This is a genomic window from Dysgonomonas sp. UBA7630, assembly GCF_002483985.1.
Taxonomy (GTDB): domain Bacteria; phylum Bacteroidota; class Bacteroidia; order Bacteroidales; family Dysgonomonadaceae; genus Dysgonomonas.
In genome coordinates, this window is the sequence record NZ_DLIY01000018.1 from 89457 (window position 1) to 106776 (window position 17320).

Genomic DNA, 17320 nt, shown 5'->3' on the forward strand with positions numbered 1-17320 from the left:
TTTCTTTCGGGAGAGCTTTCTATATACGGTCTACAACTTGTTCCCGACTCTCTTGTATTTGATCAATGGCAACAGGGAGATAGCCTTCCCAAAGTATATTATAAAATTAATATTGAAGAAATTCACTTCAAAGGCGTTAACCTGACTTGGCGCCGAGATTATAAAAAGTTGAAGTTTAATCTCTTTGAGGTTAATTCGCCGGATATAAAAGTTTTTGAACCTACATATTCAACAGATACTCTCGATGAGCAGCATAAAAAAAGAAAGTCGCAAACACTATATCAAATTGTATCTCCTTATATAAACCGGCTTGCAGTAAGTAGGATCAACCTCACAAATATGAATGTTTCTTATACTGTGGTCGATTCTGTATCACCTGTCGTGTACGGATTGAAGGAAGCTAACTTTTTTGCGTTTAATTTCTTGTTGGATGAAAATTCTTCAGAATCGGGAAAGCTTCTGTTGTGTGATAATTTTGAGTTCTCGGCAAGTACTCCGCAATCTCTTTTGTATAGCGACGAAATTATTCTGAATACGAAGAATATTCAACTGAGTACGATTGATTCCATTATTCAAATTGACGGCGTGGATATTCACCCTAAAGATGAATTTTGGGGACGTCGTCTTGAGAAAACGGGAGATTATCTAAAAGCTACAGTGGATGAGGTGAAGGTGAAGGGGGTTGGATTCGAAAGGAGAAAAGGATTAAATCACCTTCATGCTCGTACCTTCGATATCAGGTCTACAGATATACAGTATCATAGCGTACAGAGAGCATCGGACGACTCTATCCCTGTGGAAAATAAGAGTCTGCAAGACGAGCCTTGGTCTTTATATACAATACTGTCTCCTATTCTTTATCGTACATCTATAGACAAGATAAGTGTAGAAGAAACCAAATTTAATTATGTACATACTCAAAATAACATTACCGATGTTTATACTTTGGGTAATTTTGATTTTCATGCCAATGATTTTCTTGTAGATTCTCTTCCCGAAAAGTTGAGGAAATTCTGGTATGTGGATAATTTCACAATGATAGCGGATAATATTAAAGGAACACAAAGAAGCAATAATTCTGAGTTAAATGTAAAACGCTTGTATTTAGATACAAATACTGAAAAATTTGAAATATCAGATATAAAAATCAAACCTTTATCTACCAATACGAAGAAGGATTATTTGTTTGGAGAGGTGAAGTCTATAAGTGTTGATGGACTCGAATATACCGCAGGTGTTTCTGCTGAGCTTCTTAATATTGAATCGCCTAATATTGAATATTTTAAATTAACGGAAAAAAATAACGTAAAATCGAAAGACAAAAAGAAGGTTTCACCCGAGAATGTCCTTGATTTTTTTACTCCGTATTCCGATTTCTTATCTGTAAAAAGAATAAATCTGAACAATGCAAATCTGATATATCATAATAAGGAAGATGATGAAACCTTTCGTCTGAAAGATTTGAATTTCCATGCATCCAAATTTCTGATCAGTAAAGAGACTCGGGTGACTTCACCCTATTTATTTACAAGTGATGATATAAGTCTTTCCTTTAGGGATTTTGATAATCTCCTATTCGGGAAAAAATATCAATTGCAGATAGCTGCTGCTGATGTATCTACCAGCACGGGGGAAATGGTGTTGAAGGATATAAAGCTAATTCCGCAAGCCAAATCTTGGAAAGAGGCTTCCGTAGTTTATGATATTGCCTTGCCTCTGATACGGATTACAGGATTTGATAATATTGACTACTTCAAAGATAAAACAATCGCGGTTAAAGACTTCTTTATACAAGCTCCTCAGATAAAAGTCATGAAAACAAAAATAGATGGAGGTGATAATAAGAAGAAAGCCCTGTCTCCGGAAAAGTCTTCTTTTTTAACGAAGCTTTCTGTCGATAATTTGTCTATAACTGACCCCAATTTTATTTATATCGGTAAAGATGAAGATAGTTTGAGAGCTGAATTGACTGCGTTTAGATTGGATTCTTTGAAATGGAATATTCATCACAATTTGAATATCGCAGAGTTAATGTTGCAGTCTCCACAGGTATATTATGCGAATAATAGCAAAGAAGAAAAATTAGACAAAGGGGCAAGTCGTAAACTAAATCCTGAATTCCTCGGGAGAAACGTAAATATAGGCAAACTTGTAGTTTCCAATGCAGGGGTTAATCTGAATCATCCTTCCGATACGCTTGATTTCAAGATTGCACAGTTTGATTTTTCAGGTCTTAGCTGGATCAAGAAGGAAGCTGGATCTTCGTTAGGTTTGGCTGCTATCAATTTTTATAAACCGACCTTGGATATACGCAAGCACTCTATAGAAAAGCAAGATATAGATTCGCAAACTGTTTCTTCACGAAAGGATATTTATTCTTTTATTGCGCCCTATTTTCATAATCTGTCAGTGGGAGAGTTCAATCTTTCGGATGCAAATATCAGTTACTCTAATTCTAAAATAGACAACATAGAGGAAAGGCAAAAGCTAAACGAGACAAGCCTCTTTCTTCGTGATCTGACTTTAGATACACAAAAGAGGAAATTTGACCTCGCTGATATTCGTTTTAATACCAAAGACCTTTCTTTTCCAATCATGGATGGATTCTATACTCTTAGTTTTGGGAATATCAATATAGATAGGAGAGGGCAGATAGCAGAAGTGTCGGATGTGAAGATGAAATCTACTTATCCCAAATTTGAATTTGCATACAAACATCCGAAGCATAAAGACTGGTTCGATTTTACAATGGGTAAGTTTCAGCTTTCAGGACTCGATTATTCGGCACTGACTGCCGATAATAAGATAAAGGCTAAGCATCTAAAGATAGATGATGTTGTTTTGTTGAACCTTAAGAATCAGCAAATAAAGATAGGGCATAATATTATGCCGTTGATCTATGAAAAAATACAGAAACTTCCTGTTCTGCTAAATATCGATTCAGCGAATGTTAATAATTTCTCCGTGCTGTATGAAGAACTGCCCAAAAATGGAAATATATCTGGTAAGATTCACTTTGACAATATGAATGGTAAAATAAGCGGCTTGACAAATATAGCTTCTTACCCCCAGCAATTTATCCGTTTAGATGTAGATGGTAAATTTATGGGAGGTCCTTTTACTGCTCGCTGGGATATTCCCGTAAGTGCTGATTATGATTGTTTTGTATTAGAGGCAAATATGAAGCAGTTTGATATGACGAGATTGAATGGAGTATTTCTCCCTTTAGCAAAAGTTGAGTTGCAGAGTGGTATATTGCAGGATTTCTATTTTAGGACAGAAGCTTCCAGTATAGATGCCAGGGCCAATATGTTGTTTAGGTATAACGACCTTAAATTAACTATCTTCAAAGATATAGAAATTGAAGAACAAAATAAGTTTTTGTCACGGATTGCCAATATTCTTGTACGGTCTAATAATCCCAATAGCAAGCGGTCAAAACCTCGTGTGGCTGATGTAACGCTCGATCGTGACCCTTATCACTCCACATTCAATTACTTTTGGCAGATATTGCAGCCTGCTCTTGCCGAGTCGGTAGGTGTTTCGCAGCAAAAACAAAACATGGCGAAAAAAGTAACTCAGTTTTTCTCAAAGGTTAAGAACTTCTTTACCGGAAAAAAAGAGAGTAAAGAGAAAGAAGATAAAAAGTAATTATTTACTATACAACCGTCCCTGCCACGAGTTTCTTTCCTCAAACTTTTTCAATACTTTGGCGGTGAATTCGAAGTTTTTCAACCCCCAATCAGGTGCTATCAGTAGTTGTTTCGGCGATTGAGAAATAAAACGCTCTATGATAAAGTCGGGATTAAGTTTTTCGGCAAAGTCGATACATAGGTCGATGTAATCGTCTACCTCGAACAGATTGAACCATTCGGGATGTTCCCGATATTGCCTTGCCATTACTGTTCCTTTTATCAGTTGTAGCTGGTGAAGCTTTATAGTTGTCAGTGGAAGCTTGGCTACTACGTCGGCATGTGCCAGTACCTGCTCACGGCTTTCATGAGGCAGCCCGAGAATAAGATGTGCTCCTGTGTATATTCCTTTAGCTGCTGTTTTGAGTATGGCCTCTTCACTTTCCTGATGTGTATGGCCACGATTGATAAATTCGAGAGTGGAATCAAGCGTTGATTCCAAGCCGTATTCTATGATGAGGAAAGTTCTTTTATTTAGCTCAGCGAAATAATCGAGTAACTCGTCCGGCATGCAATCGGGGCGTGTGCCGATAATCAATCCCACAACATTGGGATATGATAATGCCTCTTCATACAGTTCAATCAGTTTCTCGATACTATCATAAGTATTCGTGTATGACTGAAAGTATGCGAGGTATTTCATTTCAGGATACTTGTAAGAGAAGAAAGCAATACCATCTCTGAGTTGGTCGCTAACACTGCGTTGCTTTCCTCCATACCCCGGGCTAAAGCTTTGGTTGTTGCAATATGTACATCCTCCTACGGCTTTAGACCCATCCCTGTTTGGACAAGTAAATCCCGCATTTATCGATATTTTTTGAACCTTATATGGGAAGTGTTTTGTAAGAAGCTCTCCAAATTCTTTATAGAATTTATTTTCCATTCGTCTTTTTTATTTTGGATGCAAAGGTAATGATATGCGAAATGAAATTATTATAAAGGTCATATTTTAACCACCTGGCGTATATCATTACCCTATTCCCTTAATCGCATTTAGTACATTGCGTGATAAGCTGTCTTAGAAATTTACATGATCCGGATCTGGTCCGATACGCAAATTTTTATTTAGCGAATTTATGCTTTTGATTTCATCATCGTTCAGACTAAAGTCAAATATATTCAGATTCTCGACCATGCGTTTCTCGTTTGCTGATTTAGGTATGGTTACTACTCCACGTTGGTAATCCCAACGAAGTATTATCTGAGCCGGAGATTTTGAGTATTTGTCTGCGAGATCAGTCAATATCTTTTCGTTGAACAATCCCGTCTGATTCGCTGCGAAAGGACTCCATGCTTCTACACAGATACCTGCTTTCTTGCAATAGCTCAAATCATTTTCTTGTACAAGATATGGGTGCAATTCTATCTGATTTACGGCAGGAGTTATGGTCGATTCTTTTGCCAATGCCTCCAAGTGGTATTGCTTGAAATTGCTGACGCCAATTGCTTTCACTTTACCAGTTTCATATATTTCCTCAAACTTTTTCCATGTTTCTATAAACTTCCCTTCTACAGGCCAGTGAACCAGATATAGATCGATGTAATCGAGATCAAGCTTTCTTAAGCTGGTCTCAAAGGCTTCTTTTACCTTGCCGCTTCGCTGGTCAGAGTTCCACATCTTTGTGGTTACGAATATTTCTTCCCGAGGAATCCCCGAGTTTTTAATTGCTTTACCTACAGCTTCTTCGTTGTGATAATACATGGCTGTGTCAATATGCCTGTATCCAACTGACAATGCGCTTCCGATCACCTTTTCAGCTTCCTTGTTGTCTTCCAAGCGGAATACGCCTAGTCCAACCCATGGTATATCTATACCATTATTCAATTTTACTTTTTCCATTTTCTGTGTAATTTATATTTGATGTTTATACATTATTCGGAGAGTAACTAATTTAACAAATAAAGCAAGGGAATTGTTCCTTTTTAAAATTATGACTATTTGTTTCAAAAAAGAAATTAAAGCGAATAAATTTTGCTTATTAGCCACTTCCTTGCATCTTTTTCATTTGTTTATCAGATATTTATTTATAAATTGCGAAATCTAATTTTTAGCATTACTATAAACTAATATCATGTCAGAAAACTCTTCTAAGATTAAATTCTACAGTGGAGAAAGTATTCCGCTGGAATTGCACAAGGTGCGTGTTGTACAAAAATTACATTTAGTCCCAATTGAACGTCGTTTGGAAGCCCTTTACGAAGCCGGATTCAATACATTCAGGCTCGACACAAAAGATGTTTTCCTGGATATGCTTACCGACAGCGGTACCAATGCATTGAGTGATCGCCAGATGGGTGCTATGATGATAGCCGATGATGCTTACGCCGGATCGCAAAGTTTTGTCCGCTATCAGAAAGCTGTGGAGGAAGTACTCGGTAAAAAACACCTTCTTCCCGTACATCAGGGACGTGCGGCGGAGAATATCATATCCAACGCCTATATTCGCAAGGGAAGCATTGTGCCGATGAACTATCACTTCACTACAGCAATGGCACATATTACCCAATATGGCGGTAAAATCGAAGAATTGCTCTATGATGAAGCCTATGTGATAAATAGCAAGCATCCCTTTAAGGGGAATATGAACCTTGAAAAGTTGGAGAAATGTATCAACAAACATGGTGCTGCCAATATTCCTTATATCCGCATGGAAGCATCTACCAATCTTATTGGCGGACAGCCTTTCTCGATGGAAAACTTTCGGGGGGTGCGTGCTATCGCCGATAAATACAAAATACGCCTTGTCCTCGATGCTAGTTTGCTAGGAGAAAATGCATGGCTCATCAAGCAACGTGAGGAGGAGTTTAAGAACAGCTCGATGGCTGAGATTATCCTTGCGATGACCGATCTTGCTGACTTGGTTTACTTCTCGGCACGAAAGCTGAGCTCGTCTCGTGGGGGTGGTATCTGTACGAATGATTACGCCATCATGAAGGAATTGGAACCGCTAGTTCCCCTGTTCGAAGGATTTCTTACCTATGGCGGTATGTCGGTTCGTGAAATAGAAGCTATTGCCATCGGACTGTATGAAACATTGGATGAAGGTATGATATGCCAAAGCCCGCAGTTTATTGAATATTTGGTTAATGCTTTCGAAAAGAAAGGCATTCCTGTAGTGACACCTCCCGGTGTATTAGGTGCACACGTCAATGCGATGGAAATTTGTTCTCATATCCCTCAGAAAGAATATCCGGCGGGTGCCTTAGCCGCTGCGTTTTTCCTTATCTCGGGTGTACGTGGTATGGAGAGAGGGTCGGTATCTAACCAGCGTGATGAATATGGCAACGAGACTTATGCAGATATGGAATTACTTCGCTTGGCTGTTCCTCGTCGTGTGTTTACTCTTTCACAAATCAAATATGTGGAAGATCGGATGACATGGCTATATGAAAATCGCAACCTGATAGGAGGGCTGAAATTCGTATACGAACCGCCTGTTCTTCGCTTTTTTATGGGAGGGCTCGAACCGATAAATGATTGGCCGCAGCGATTGATGGCGAAATTCAGAGAAGATTTTGGCGATAGCTTATAAAAAGCACAAAATAATATTATCACGGCATGGGCTTTATGGCTTATGCCGTTTTTGTTTTCTATCTCTTTTTCGAGAAGAGGAATTGTTAAAAAGTGACAACCACCGGTCACAGGAGCGAAGCGTATGTAAAGGTGACACTTTTTACCCTGTTTTTTTATTGTCACTTTTCTTTATTGTGTAACTACCTAAAATATCCGATTATATCAAAGAGCTCTTTATAATGAGATAATTTTAATAAAATGAAATACAGGCTTTCTATGAGAAAACTTTTTAGGAATATGCAGAGGCTATTAAGTCATATATTGAGAAATAAATCTCTTTTGCTAACTAATTAATTTACAATTATTTTTCTTAGTTTTGTATTCAAAGCAAACTATCAAAAAAAATAATAGCATGAAAAACATCTTTACGTATGGCATTCTATGTGCCCTTATTTTCTCTGGTTTCTGTTCGTGTGGTAATAAGTCAAAGACATCAGGCGAACCCTCACGCCCGGTTATCATCGCTTATGTAGGAGGATATAATGGTTTAGTGGATGTAGACAAAATCTCGCCTAACAAAATTACGCATATCAACTATGCCTTTGTCGATGTAAAGGATGGAAAAGCATTTCTTACCAATGAGGCGACCGATACAACCAATTTTAGGAAGCTAAACGAATTGAGGCAGCAAAACCCTGATCTCAAAATCCTGATATCTATCGGAGGCTGGTCTTGGAGCCGTAATTTTTCGGACGCCGTACTGACTACTGAAGGACAGAAAACATTTGCTAAATCTGCGGTGGAAATTATGAAAAACAATAATCTTGACGGGGTAGACATCGATTGGGAATATCCTGCTCTTCCGGGTGATGTGGGGAATGTATACCGTCCCGAAGACAAGCATAATTATACGTTGATGTTTGCTGCTATCAGAGATGAACTTGATGCGTTGGAAAAAGAGACTGATAAGCAATATCTATTAACAACGGCTGTTGGTGGTTTTCAGCAGTTTGTAGATAGCACCGAAATGAATAAAGCACAAGAATATCTCGATTATGTAAATATCATGACCTACGATTCGCAAAGTAATGAACAAGCAATACACCATACTAATCTCTATCCTTCCGACAAATATCCTCAAAAGCAAGGGGCTGATGTTGCCGTAAAGGCTTATTTAGCCGCCGGTGTTCCCGCCGAAAAGCTAGTGATGGGTATTGCTTTTTACGGACGAGCTTTTAATCTGAAGAAAGGAGCGTCTAAAGGTATTGGCGATCCTGTTGCAGAACAAATAAGGGGTAGGGGATATACTTACATCAAGGATAGCCTTGTAAATCAGAACGAATACTATCGATATTGGGATGAGAGTGCACGTGCGCCGTACTTGTTCAATTTCTACAAAGGAGTATTTGTTACTTACGACGATGAGGAGTCAGTAAAAGAAAAATGCAAGTATGTATTGGATAATAAAATGGGAGGAGTCATGTTTTGGGAATATAGCTCCGATCCTAAAGAATATTTGTTGAACGAAATAAACAAGGTACTTAAATAATAAAGTTTAACAGTATCAAATTTTCATATTGAACTTCTGTTTGTACTTTTGAGAATAAAGTGCAACGAATGATATAGCAAGCCACTTTATCTTCAAATAATGTGGTTTGCTATATTTAATAGATTATAAATGAGGAAAAGACGGATACTTTGGGCTGACGATGAGATTTATATGCTACGATCGCATATCCTTTTTTTAGAAGAGAAGGGATATGAAGTCACTCCAGTAAATAGTGGTCAGGATGCTATTGATAGTATAAAAAGCGAATCTTTCGATATTGTTTTTCTTGACGAGAATATGCCCGGTGTTTCGGGGCTCGATGCATTAAGCATCATCAAAGAGATCAACCCCAATATTCCCGTTATTATGATTACAAAAAGCGAAGATGAAGGGATTATGACTCATGCCATTGGGAAAAAGATAGCAGACTATCTTATCAAGCCCGTCAATCCCAATCAAATCCTCCTTTCCATCAAGAAAAACTTGCACAAGGACGATATTGTTTCAGAGGTTACAGTTGAAGGCTATCGCGAAGAATTTAATAAAATCAGTGCACAGATAAATGATTCGAATACGTACGAGCAATGGGTTGACATTTACAAAAAGCTTGTTTATTGGGAGATTGAACTGGCAGCATCAGACAGCCCTTTAATGGAATTGCTTCGGATACAAAAAAATGAAGCTAATAATAGTTACTGTAAGTTTGTAAAGAAGAATTATGAGTCGTGGGTACAAAATCCGGATAAGAGACCTTTGATAAGCCCTCAGCTTTTTTCGCAAAGAGTATTTCCACTTCTGGATAATGGCGAAAAATTATTCTTTATCCTTATTGATAATTTTAGGCTCGATCAGTGGTCTGATATAAAAGGCCTTTTGGCAAATGATTTTACAATTTCCGAAGACGAATACTTAAGCATCTTACCCACTGCGACTCAATATGCACGCAACGCTATTTTTTCGGGATTGATGCCTTCTCAAATGGCCAAATTGTATCCCGATCTTTGGGTGGATGAAGATGAGGAGGAAAGTAAAAACCTGAATGAGGAAGCCTTACTGCAAACCCAGATTGAGCGATACAGAAAAAATTATACTTTCTCATACAATAAGCTACTGTCCTCTTCATCGGGAGAAAAGCTGCTGCAAGGGATGGACCGGCTAAGCAATAAGCAACTGAACGTAGTTGTTATCAACTTTGTGGATATGCTTTCCCATGCCCGTACAGAATCAAGAATGATACGGGAACTTGCATCCGACGAAGCAGCTTATCGCTCTTTGACTCGGTCTTGGTTTAAACATTCGAGTACAATGGATATTCTGAAGAAGGCAAAAGCAATGGGATATAAAATTATTTTGACTACCGATCACGGAACGATACAGGTAAAAAATTCGCTCAAGGTCATTGGCGATAAGACAGTGAATACGAATATTCGTTATAAGGTAGGACGCAATTTGGATTATGACCGCAAAAAAGTATACGACATCCATTCTCCCGAAAAGATAGGTTTGCCCGCATTGCATATCAGCTCTAAGTATATCTTTGCTACAGGAGACGATTTTTTTGCTTATCCGAATAATTATAATTACTATGTGTCTTATTACACAGATACATTTCAGCACGGGGGTATTTCGCTCGAAGAAATGATTGTTCCTTTTATTACTTTGATCGGGAAATAACAGAAAATTTGTTTTCCAAAATATATCTTTGCAATCAGAAGTTACATTGTAGAATAATTTTGAATATGAATATAAAGATAGAATCACTAGATAAAATAGACGAGGCGGCTCTCGAGTTTATCCGTGCTATGGGCGATAATACTGTATTTGCTTTTCATGGAGATATGGGAGCAGGCAAAACGACATTTATAAAAGCTATTTGCGAGAATCTGGGAGTATCTGATACCATCAACAGCCCTACGTTTGCTATCGTAAACGAATACCGTTCCGACAGTGGAGAATTAATCTATCATTTCGACTTTTATCGTATCAATAAAATTGAGGAAGTTTTTGATTTTGGCTACGAAGATTACTTTTATAGCGGCAGCCTTTGCTTTATTGAATGGCCTGAGAAAGTTGACACTTTACTGCCAAAAGATACGGTAAATGTTTATGTCAAAGTACAAGAGGATGGAAGCCGGGAGGTAAGTCTGAGTATTTAATTGTATTCTAGTTCATCTATATCGCCATCATTACTTTTCCCCTTACTCTTGATAATATTAAACTTATAAGAGAAGCTAAACATGAAGTATCGGTTGATACTATTCGTGCGCGAGTCTGACATGTAGTTACTGCTTACATAGCGTGACAGATTATTTCTGTCGTTCAGTATATCATAGAATTCAACCTTCAGTGTACCTCTTTTCTTTTTCAGGAATAGTTTTGAGACAGAAGCATTCCAAAGTATTTCTTTCTTCTTAAAATCATCGCCATACCCTGCATAATATGTCATATTGAGGAAATTCTGTATCGAAAAATCGTAGGGTAGTTTCCATAACACAGAATGTTGGATATTGTAGTTGGATGTGTTTCTATCCTGCACATTCGACAAGTTATTCTTTGTTATGTTATATGTCATACCCAGTTCGAGGCGTGTTTCAAGTTTGTCAACCTTAAACTTTCCTGAAACTTTTTCGCTAAGTACTATATTATGCGTTTTCGCTTCTTCACCGTTCGTGTAGCCAATATTTTTGTAATAGTTGGCATAGGTGCTGTTGTCGATCGTGAATTTCTTGTTTCGTAATGGGGTATTGAATATAAAATTGATATTTGCGCCCATATTACCGCTTACATTTCTATATGTATTCGTACTGTTCCCCAAATCATCGATCAGAGTATAGTCCACAATGTTGTTGAATGTATAATTGAATCCTCCCGAAAGCATCATATAACGATTTGAGGCGTAGTCAGATTTCCGATAATATACATTGAAGTTGTTGCTATAGCTTGGTTTCAGATTTGGATTTCCATAATATTTAGATAATGCACTAACGATAACCGTATCGGCAGATAGCTGGGTGATCCCCGGTTGACTGGTCGATCCCGAATAGCTGATATCTAGGTTGGTGTGATCGTTTGGCTGGTACGAAAAGTTTAGAGTTGGCGAAAAGTTGATGACATTCTGCTTCAAATTTTCGATGATAGAATCGGCAACACTTACCTTGCTTCGCGAATATGACGGATCAATGCTCAACCCTATCGTATAATTATACTTTTCTTTAGTAGTCTGGAAGTTCAAACTTATATTTTGGTTCACATATCTATTCTCGGTATTTCGTGCATAAGCCGTATCCAGAATTGTGTAATTGCCTGCACCATCTTTTTTACGGACATCACGCATCCGTTCTGAATTATTTACCCCATACGAATATGCAAACTGTAGTCTATGGTCTTTCCCCAATGGTTCTACATACGATAGGGATAAGGTGTAGTTGCTGGTGTTATTATCAGTCTTGTTTTGTTGATCTATTATTTTATCATCCTTGCCTTCGCTATAGGTGGTGCGGGAATAACTGCTTCCTTTGCTGTTATCTTTTCTGATCGAATTGTTGAAAGTAAAGCTCACCGTCCTCCCTTTATCATTTAATTTTCGGCCGATAGTTACAAAATTATTTATGTTGTAACCATCACCTTTCGATTGGCTATTCGAATATCCCGACGTAGTATCCTTTTCGGCTACGTACGAAAGATTGGTCGAACTTTGAATATTCTTTGTGTTGTTAAGACTGATATATGACCGTGCAAAAATCGTAGTGAGCGAATCGGGTTTCCATTGCAGGTTCATTCCTAAGTTTGCATTTTCTCTTTTGCTGCGGTACGATGCATCCTGTTTGGAGAAACGATCGCCCGAAGATAAGAAAGTCTGAGTATTGGTTTTTGTTTCCATCAGGTTGTCGTTATTTGCATAGCGGATACTGCCGCCTACTCTGATTTTTTCTGAAGGCTGTAGAAAAATATTTGCACCCAGATTTTTATTCTTCTCAATCCCGTTGTCCACCCCCATCGGATACCCATTGTCATTGGTATTACTCATTTCTCCTACCAAAGACACCTGATTGTCGTTGCGCATGTAGTTTGTTATTGCTTTGTTGGCGTATCTGTCGTCACTGCCATATCCGGCTTTTACTTCTCCAAAGATGCTCTGTTTCAGTTCTTCTTTTACAACTAGATTGAGTACCTGATCGGGATCTTTATCTTTAAATCCGGTTACTTTTGCTGTTTCAGACTCCTCTTTATAGAGTTGGAGCTTTTTTATCATGTTTGCCGGGAGGTTTGCCAATGCCATCGGAATATCATTTCCGAAAAATTCTTTTCCGTCTACCAGTATTTTTTTTACAGGCTTTCCATTTGCCGATATATTACCCTGTGCGTCTATCTCTACTCCGGGCATATTTTTTATTATGTCTTGCAGCATATCACTCTCCTGCGAAGTATATGATGTTGCATTATATTCCATGGTGTCGCCTTTTACCAATATATCGGGAACCTTCGCTTCTACAATGGCATCTTTGAGTTGAATGGTATTTTCTACGAGATAGATATTCCCAAATGAATAGCCGGGATTTTGTGTAGAAATATTAAAGTTTTGTAAAAATCTTTTATATCCTAAAAAAGAAGCTTCCAAAATGTATTTTCCTGTCGTAACCGATAGCTTGAAATTACCCTTTTCGTTTGTTGCAACCCCTTTTATGTAGCTGCTATCTGCCTCATTGAGCAACCTGACGGTGACAAATGGGATGGGATCTTTTGTTATTGAATCATATACAGAGCCTTGCACATATCCTGATGAGTTGCCTTCAACTGTTTGAGCCACAGCTGAAAGGGTTGTAAAGATGAATAGTAAAAGATATAAATATCTCATCAGAATATATTTGTTTTAGTGACAACGAAGATAAGTTTTTTTATATAGAGTGTAAAATCAATGGAATTCGTTAAACACCCTTCTGTTTTATATCAAAAAAAAATGCTTACTTTGTGCAACTTATTCATTTTAGGTCAGATCTGTTTATTGCCTATTTAAGTATAATCTCTTTCAGAATGATTATAACTTACAATATAAGGCATTAGATATGTTCTGTTTGTTTATTAGATAACGTAAAAAAGAGTCATAGGAATATGTCAGAAGATGTTTTTAAGAAGATAGTTTCCCATTGCAAGGAGTATGGTTTTGTTTTTCAGTCTAGTGAAATATATGATGGGCTAAGTGCCGTATATGATTATGGGCAAATGGGTGTAGAATTAAAAAACAACATCAAAAAGTACTGGTGGGACAGTATGGTACTTTTGAATGAAAATGTTGTTGGTATTGATTCTGCTATCTTTATGCACCCTACTATCTGGAAAGCATCCGGACATGTTGATGCATTCAACGATCCTTTGATTGACAATAAAGACAGTAAAAAGCGTTATCGTGCCGATGTTCTGATCGAAGATTATTTGGCTAAGATAGACGACAAAGTAAATAAAGAAGTAGAGAAAGCAGCAAAACGATTTGGTGAGAGTTTCGATGAAGCCATGTTTCGTCAAACCAATCCTCGTGTATTAGAAAATCAGGCTAAGCGTGATGAAGTGCATGCTCGTTTTGCAAAAGCATTGAATGATAGCAACCTTGAAGAACTACGTCAGATCATTCTCGATTGCGAAATAGTTGACCCTATCAGCGGAACACGTAACTGGACTGAGGTTCGTCAGTTCAACCTTATGTTTTCTACAGAAATGGGATCTACTGCCGATGGTGCAATGAAAGTATATCTTCGTCCTGAGACTGCACAGGGTATTTTTGTAAACTTCCTGAATGTGCAAAAAACAGGGCGTATGAAGATTCCTTTCGGTATTGCCCAGATTGGTAAAGCATTCCGTAACGAGATTGTAGCTCGTCAGTTTATCTTCCGTATGCGTGAGTTCGAACAGATGGAGATGCAGTTCTTCGTTCGTCCGGGAGAAGAGCTCGATTGGTTTGCAAAATGGAAAGAGGTTCGCATGAAATGGCATAAGTCGCTTGGTTTCGGTGATAATAAATATCGTTTCCACGACCATGACAAGCTTGCCCATTATGCAAATGCCGCAACTGATATCGAATTTGAGATGCCATTCGGATTTAAAGAAGTGGAAGGCATACACTCTCGTACCGATTTTGACTTGGCAAGCCATGAGAAGTTTTCAGGTAAAAAATTACAATATTTCGATCCTGAACTCAATAAATCATACACTCCTTACGTTATTGAAACGTCTATCGGTGTAGACCGTATGTTCTTATCTACACTTTCGGCTGCGTATGCAGAGGAAGTACTAGAGGATGGAGAAACTCGTGTAGTATTAAGATTGCCGGCAGCACTGGCTCCTATCAAGCTTGCTGTATTACCTTTGGTAAAAAAAGACGGCCTTCCGGAGAAAGCACGTGAAATTATTGATGCTCTGAAATTTGACTTTAAATGTCAATACGATGAGAAGGACAGTATCGGTAAGCGTTACCGCCGTCAGGATGCGATAGGAACTCCTTACTGTGTTACTGTAGATCACCAGTCATTGCAGGATAATACTCTAACAATCCGCTATCGTGATACAATGCAGCAGGAACGTGTGGCTATAGACAAATTATCGGATATTATTGCTGATAAAGTAAGTATGAAGAATTTATTGAAAACAATTGGTTAAAGCCGATTGTAACCCATATAATGAATATATGAATAGAAGAATTTTAATATTAGCTGTTTTATTTGGTGTTCTCATCTCTTTCGGCTCATGCGTGAATGATGATGATGACAGCACTGTAAGTCAAGAATGGAAAACATATAATGAACAGCAGGTAAGAAATGCCTCTTCTTCAGGATATACAGCCCGACCTTCACAAAGTGGTAATGGAAGTGTATATTGGAAATCGATAACTGATTTCGTTCCCGGAGATGAGCCTTCAATAGATCGATTTCCGATCTTTACGGATAGTGTTTCTGTAAGATATGAAGGTTGGTTTTTCCGCTTGGACGATACTAAATATACATTTGATAGTACCGAAGGTGACAAAAATGGTATGGTGCTTAGAACTAGAGTGAATGGTGGATTAATTGATGGGTTTGCTACCATGCTTCAGAATATGAAAATAGATGAACAAGCTGAGGTTTGTATTCCTTACCTACTTGGTTATGGAACTTTAGGATCATATAGCAGTGGAGTCCAAATAATACCCGGATATACAACACTTTGGTTCAAGATTAAGCTTCTGAATATCTATGATGAAGTTAAAAAAGAATGGGTGAAGAAATAAGGCTATAGAGAAAATAATTGAAAAGGAGAAGGTTCAACCTTCTCCTTTTTTCATTTATCGCTAAATAATGTTTCCATAAATTCTTTCCCGCGTATCAATCCGTATGCTCCCTTCGGAGATTCGAACTCATCGTAAACTTGTACACTGTCAGCTTCTCCGTTCGAACGGTATATAACAAACGGTATAGGCTTGTTTGTATGAGTTTTTATAGCACATGGGGTAGGGTGGTCAGGTAGAATAGCAATTGTTACAGGTTCGTCCCAGTCTTTTGTTGCTTCATATATTGTTTTTACAACACGATTGTCAAGATATTCGATTGTTTTAGTTTTCAGTTCATAATCTCCTTCATGCCCTGCCTCGTCGCTAGCTTCTATGTGTAGATATACGAAATCGTCTTTTTTAAGGGCTTCTATCGTAGCTTGCGCCTTTCCTTCATAGTTGGTGTCGTACAACCCCGTTGCTCCTTCTACGTGGATTAATTTAAGCCCTGCGTATACACCAATGCCCATGATTAAGTCTACAGCAGAAATCACCGAGCCACTTTTGATTCCGAACAGTTCTTGTAATGTCTGCATCTGCGGGCGGTAACCCGGAGACCATGGCCAAATACTATTTGCAGGATCTTTACCCTCTGCAATGCGCTTCTTGTTTACCGGATGGTCTTTGAGCAGTTCCTGAGATTTTAGAATGAGCTGATTCAGATAATCGGCTGTTTCTTGTGCTTCCGCTGTTTCCGCTTTTATTAAAACCTCCTTGTATGGTGTTCCTGTAACATCGTGGGGAGCAGTACAATCGAGATTCTTATTTCCGCCTTTTAGTTTTAAAAGATGACGGTATGAAACTCCCGGATAGAAGCTTACTTTCCCATCGTTTAGTTCTTTATCTAAGAAAAGAATCAATTCTTTGGCTTCTTCACTTGAAATATGTCCCGCTGAATGATTCTTTATTTTACCATCTTCCACACAGATCAGATTGCATCGCATAGCCATCTCTCCCGGCAGTATATCTACCCCCATGCTTGCTGCTTCGAGTGAACCTCTTCCTTCAAATACTTTGGGAACATCGTATCCCAGTACCGATAGGTTGGCAATCTCACTTCCGGGTTTGAAGCCCGCAGGGATTGTATCTAGTTCTCCACTTTTCCCTTTAGCTGCCAACATATCTATATATGGTTTTTTTGCAGCTTGTAACGGAGTCTTACCTCCAAGTTGGGCAATAGGTTCATCAGCAGCACCGTCTGCTAAAATTATAATTGTTTTCATTTAGGGTCTCCTTTCCTTCCCCTATTGTCTTGACGGGGGAGTTCGTTA

Annotated in this window: 11 protein-coding genes; 7 read left to right on the forward strand and 4 right to left on the reverse strand. The window is 38.3% G+C overall.

What is annotated here, in order from left to right; all coding sequences use genetic code 11:
• A partial coding sequence (locus B3P17_RS07575) for a hypothetical protein (RefSeq protein WP_291104835.1) occupies window positions 1-3651 on the forward strand: 3651 nt, incomplete at its 5' end.
• On the opposite strand, the gene B3P17_RS07580 is transcribed toward B3P17_RS07575, so the two are convergent.
• Window positions 3652-4575, reverse strand: a complete 924-nt coding sequence (locus B3P17_RS07580) for a TIGR01212 family radical SAM protein (protein ID WP_252637820.1) — start codon at window positions 4573-4575, stop codon at window positions 3652-3654.
• A gap of 135 nt (window positions 4576-4710) precedes the next feature.
• Window positions 4711-5532, reverse strand: coding sequence for an aldo/keto reductase (locus B3P17_RS07585; protein WP_252637819.1), 822 nt, complete (start codon window positions 5530-5532; stop codon window positions 4711-4713).
• 232 nt (window positions 5533-5764) lie between these two features.
• On the opposite strand from B3P17_RS07585, the gene B3P17_RS07590 reads away from it, so the two are divergent.
• The 4 genes from B3P17_RS07590 (at window position 5765) to tsaE (ending at window position 10911) form a co-directional block, all read left to right on the forward strand.
• Complete coding sequence (locus B3P17_RS07590) at window positions 5765-7225, forward strand: tryptophanase (RefSeq protein ID WP_252637818.1); 1461 nt, start codon at window positions 5765-5767, stop codon at window positions 7223-7225.
• A 393-nt stretch (window positions 7226-7618) separates the two neighbouring features.
• Window positions 7619-8755, forward strand: a complete 1137-nt coding sequence (locus B3P17_RS07595; protein WP_252637817.1) for a glycoside hydrolase family 18 protein — start codon at window positions 7619-7621, stop codon at window positions 8753-8755.
• A gap of 129 nt (window positions 8756-8884) precedes the next feature.
• Entirely contained in the window at window positions 8885-10429 is a 1545-nt protein-coding gene (locus B3P17_RS07600; protein WP_291104842.1) for a PglZ domain-containing protein, read from the forward strand.
• Window positions 10430-10494: 65 nt separating this feature from the next.
• On the forward strand, window positions 10495-10911 hold the full coding sequence (tsaE, locus tag B3P17_RS07605; protein WP_135105381.1) for a tRNA (adenosine(37)-N6)-threonylcarbamoyltransferase complex ATPase subunit type 1 TsaE: 417 nt from the start codon (window positions 10495-10497) through the stop codon (window positions 10909-10911).
• Here the strand turns inward: tsaE and B3P17_RS07610 are convergent.
• On the reverse strand, window positions 10908-13610 hold the full coding sequence (locus tag B3P17_RS07610) for a TonB-dependent receptor domain-containing protein (RefSeq protein WP_252637815.1): 2703 nt from the start codon (window positions 13608-13610) through the stop codon (window positions 10908-10910). The genes tsaE and B3P17_RS07610 overlap by 4 nt on opposite strands.
• Window positions 13611-13864: 254 nt before the next feature.
• Between B3P17_RS07610 and B3P17_RS07615 the strand changes: the two genes are divergently transcribed.
• Window positions 13865-15403 (forward strand): glycine--tRNA ligase, encoded by a 1539-nt coding sequence (locus B3P17_RS07615; protein ID WP_291104846.1) that lies wholly within the window; start codon window positions 13865-13867, stop codon window positions 15401-15403.
• A gap of 28 nt (window positions 15404-15431) precedes the next feature.
• Window positions 15432-16010, forward strand: coding sequence for an FKBP-type peptidyl-prolyl cis-trans isomerase (locus B3P17_RS07620; RefSeq protein WP_252637813.1), 579 nt, complete (start codon window positions 15432-15434; stop codon window positions 16008-16010).
• A 50-nt stretch (window positions 16011-16060) separates the two neighbouring features.
• Here the strand turns inward: B3P17_RS07620 and B3P17_RS07625 are convergent, their stop codons facing one another.
• Entirely contained in the window at window positions 16061-17272 is a 1212-nt protein-coding gene (locus B3P17_RS07625; protein ID WP_291104850.1) for a cofactor-independent phosphoglycerate mutase, read from the reverse strand.
• Between the last annotated feature and the right edge of the window lie 48 nt (window positions 17273-17320).

Coding starts and splice junctions, on each gene's coding strand:
- B3P17_RS07580 (WP_252637820.1), bottom strand. CDS start 4,575: ATGGAAAATAAATTCTATAAAGAATTTGGAGAGCTTCTTACAAAACAC.
- B3P17_RS07585 (WP_252637819.1), bottom strand. CDS start 5,532: ATGGAAAAAGTAAAATTGAATAATGGTATAGATATACCATGGGTTGGA.
- B3P17_RS07590 (WP_252637818.1), top strand. CDS start 5,765: ATGTCAGAAAACTCTTCTAAGATTAAATTCTACAGTGGAGAAAGTATT.
- B3P17_RS07595 (WP_252637817.1), top strand. CDS start 7,619: ATGAAAAACATCTTTACGTATGGCATTCTATGTGCCCTTATTTTCTCT.
- B3P17_RS07600 (WP_291104842.1), top strand. CDS start 8,885: ATGAGGAAAAGACGGATACTTTGGGCTGACGATGAGATTTATATGCTA.
- tsaE (WP_135105381.1), top strand. CDS start 10,495: ATGAATATAAAGATAGAATCACTAGATAAAATAGACGAGGCGGCTCTC.
- B3P17_RS07610 (WP_252637815.1), bottom strand. CDS start 13,610: ATGAGATATTTATATCTTTTACTATTCATCTTTACAACCCTTTCAGCT.
- B3P17_RS07615 (WP_291104846.1), top strand. CDS start 13,865: ATGTCAGAAGATGTTTTTAAGAAGATAGTTTCCCATTGCAAGGAGTAT.
- B3P17_RS07620 (WP_252637813.1), top strand. CDS start 15,432: ATGAATAGAAGAATTTTAATATTAGCTGTTTTATTTGGTGTTCTCATC.
- B3P17_RS07625 (WP_291104850.1), bottom strand. CDS start 17,272: ATGAAAACAATTATAATTTTAGCAGACGGTGCTGCTGATGAACCTATT.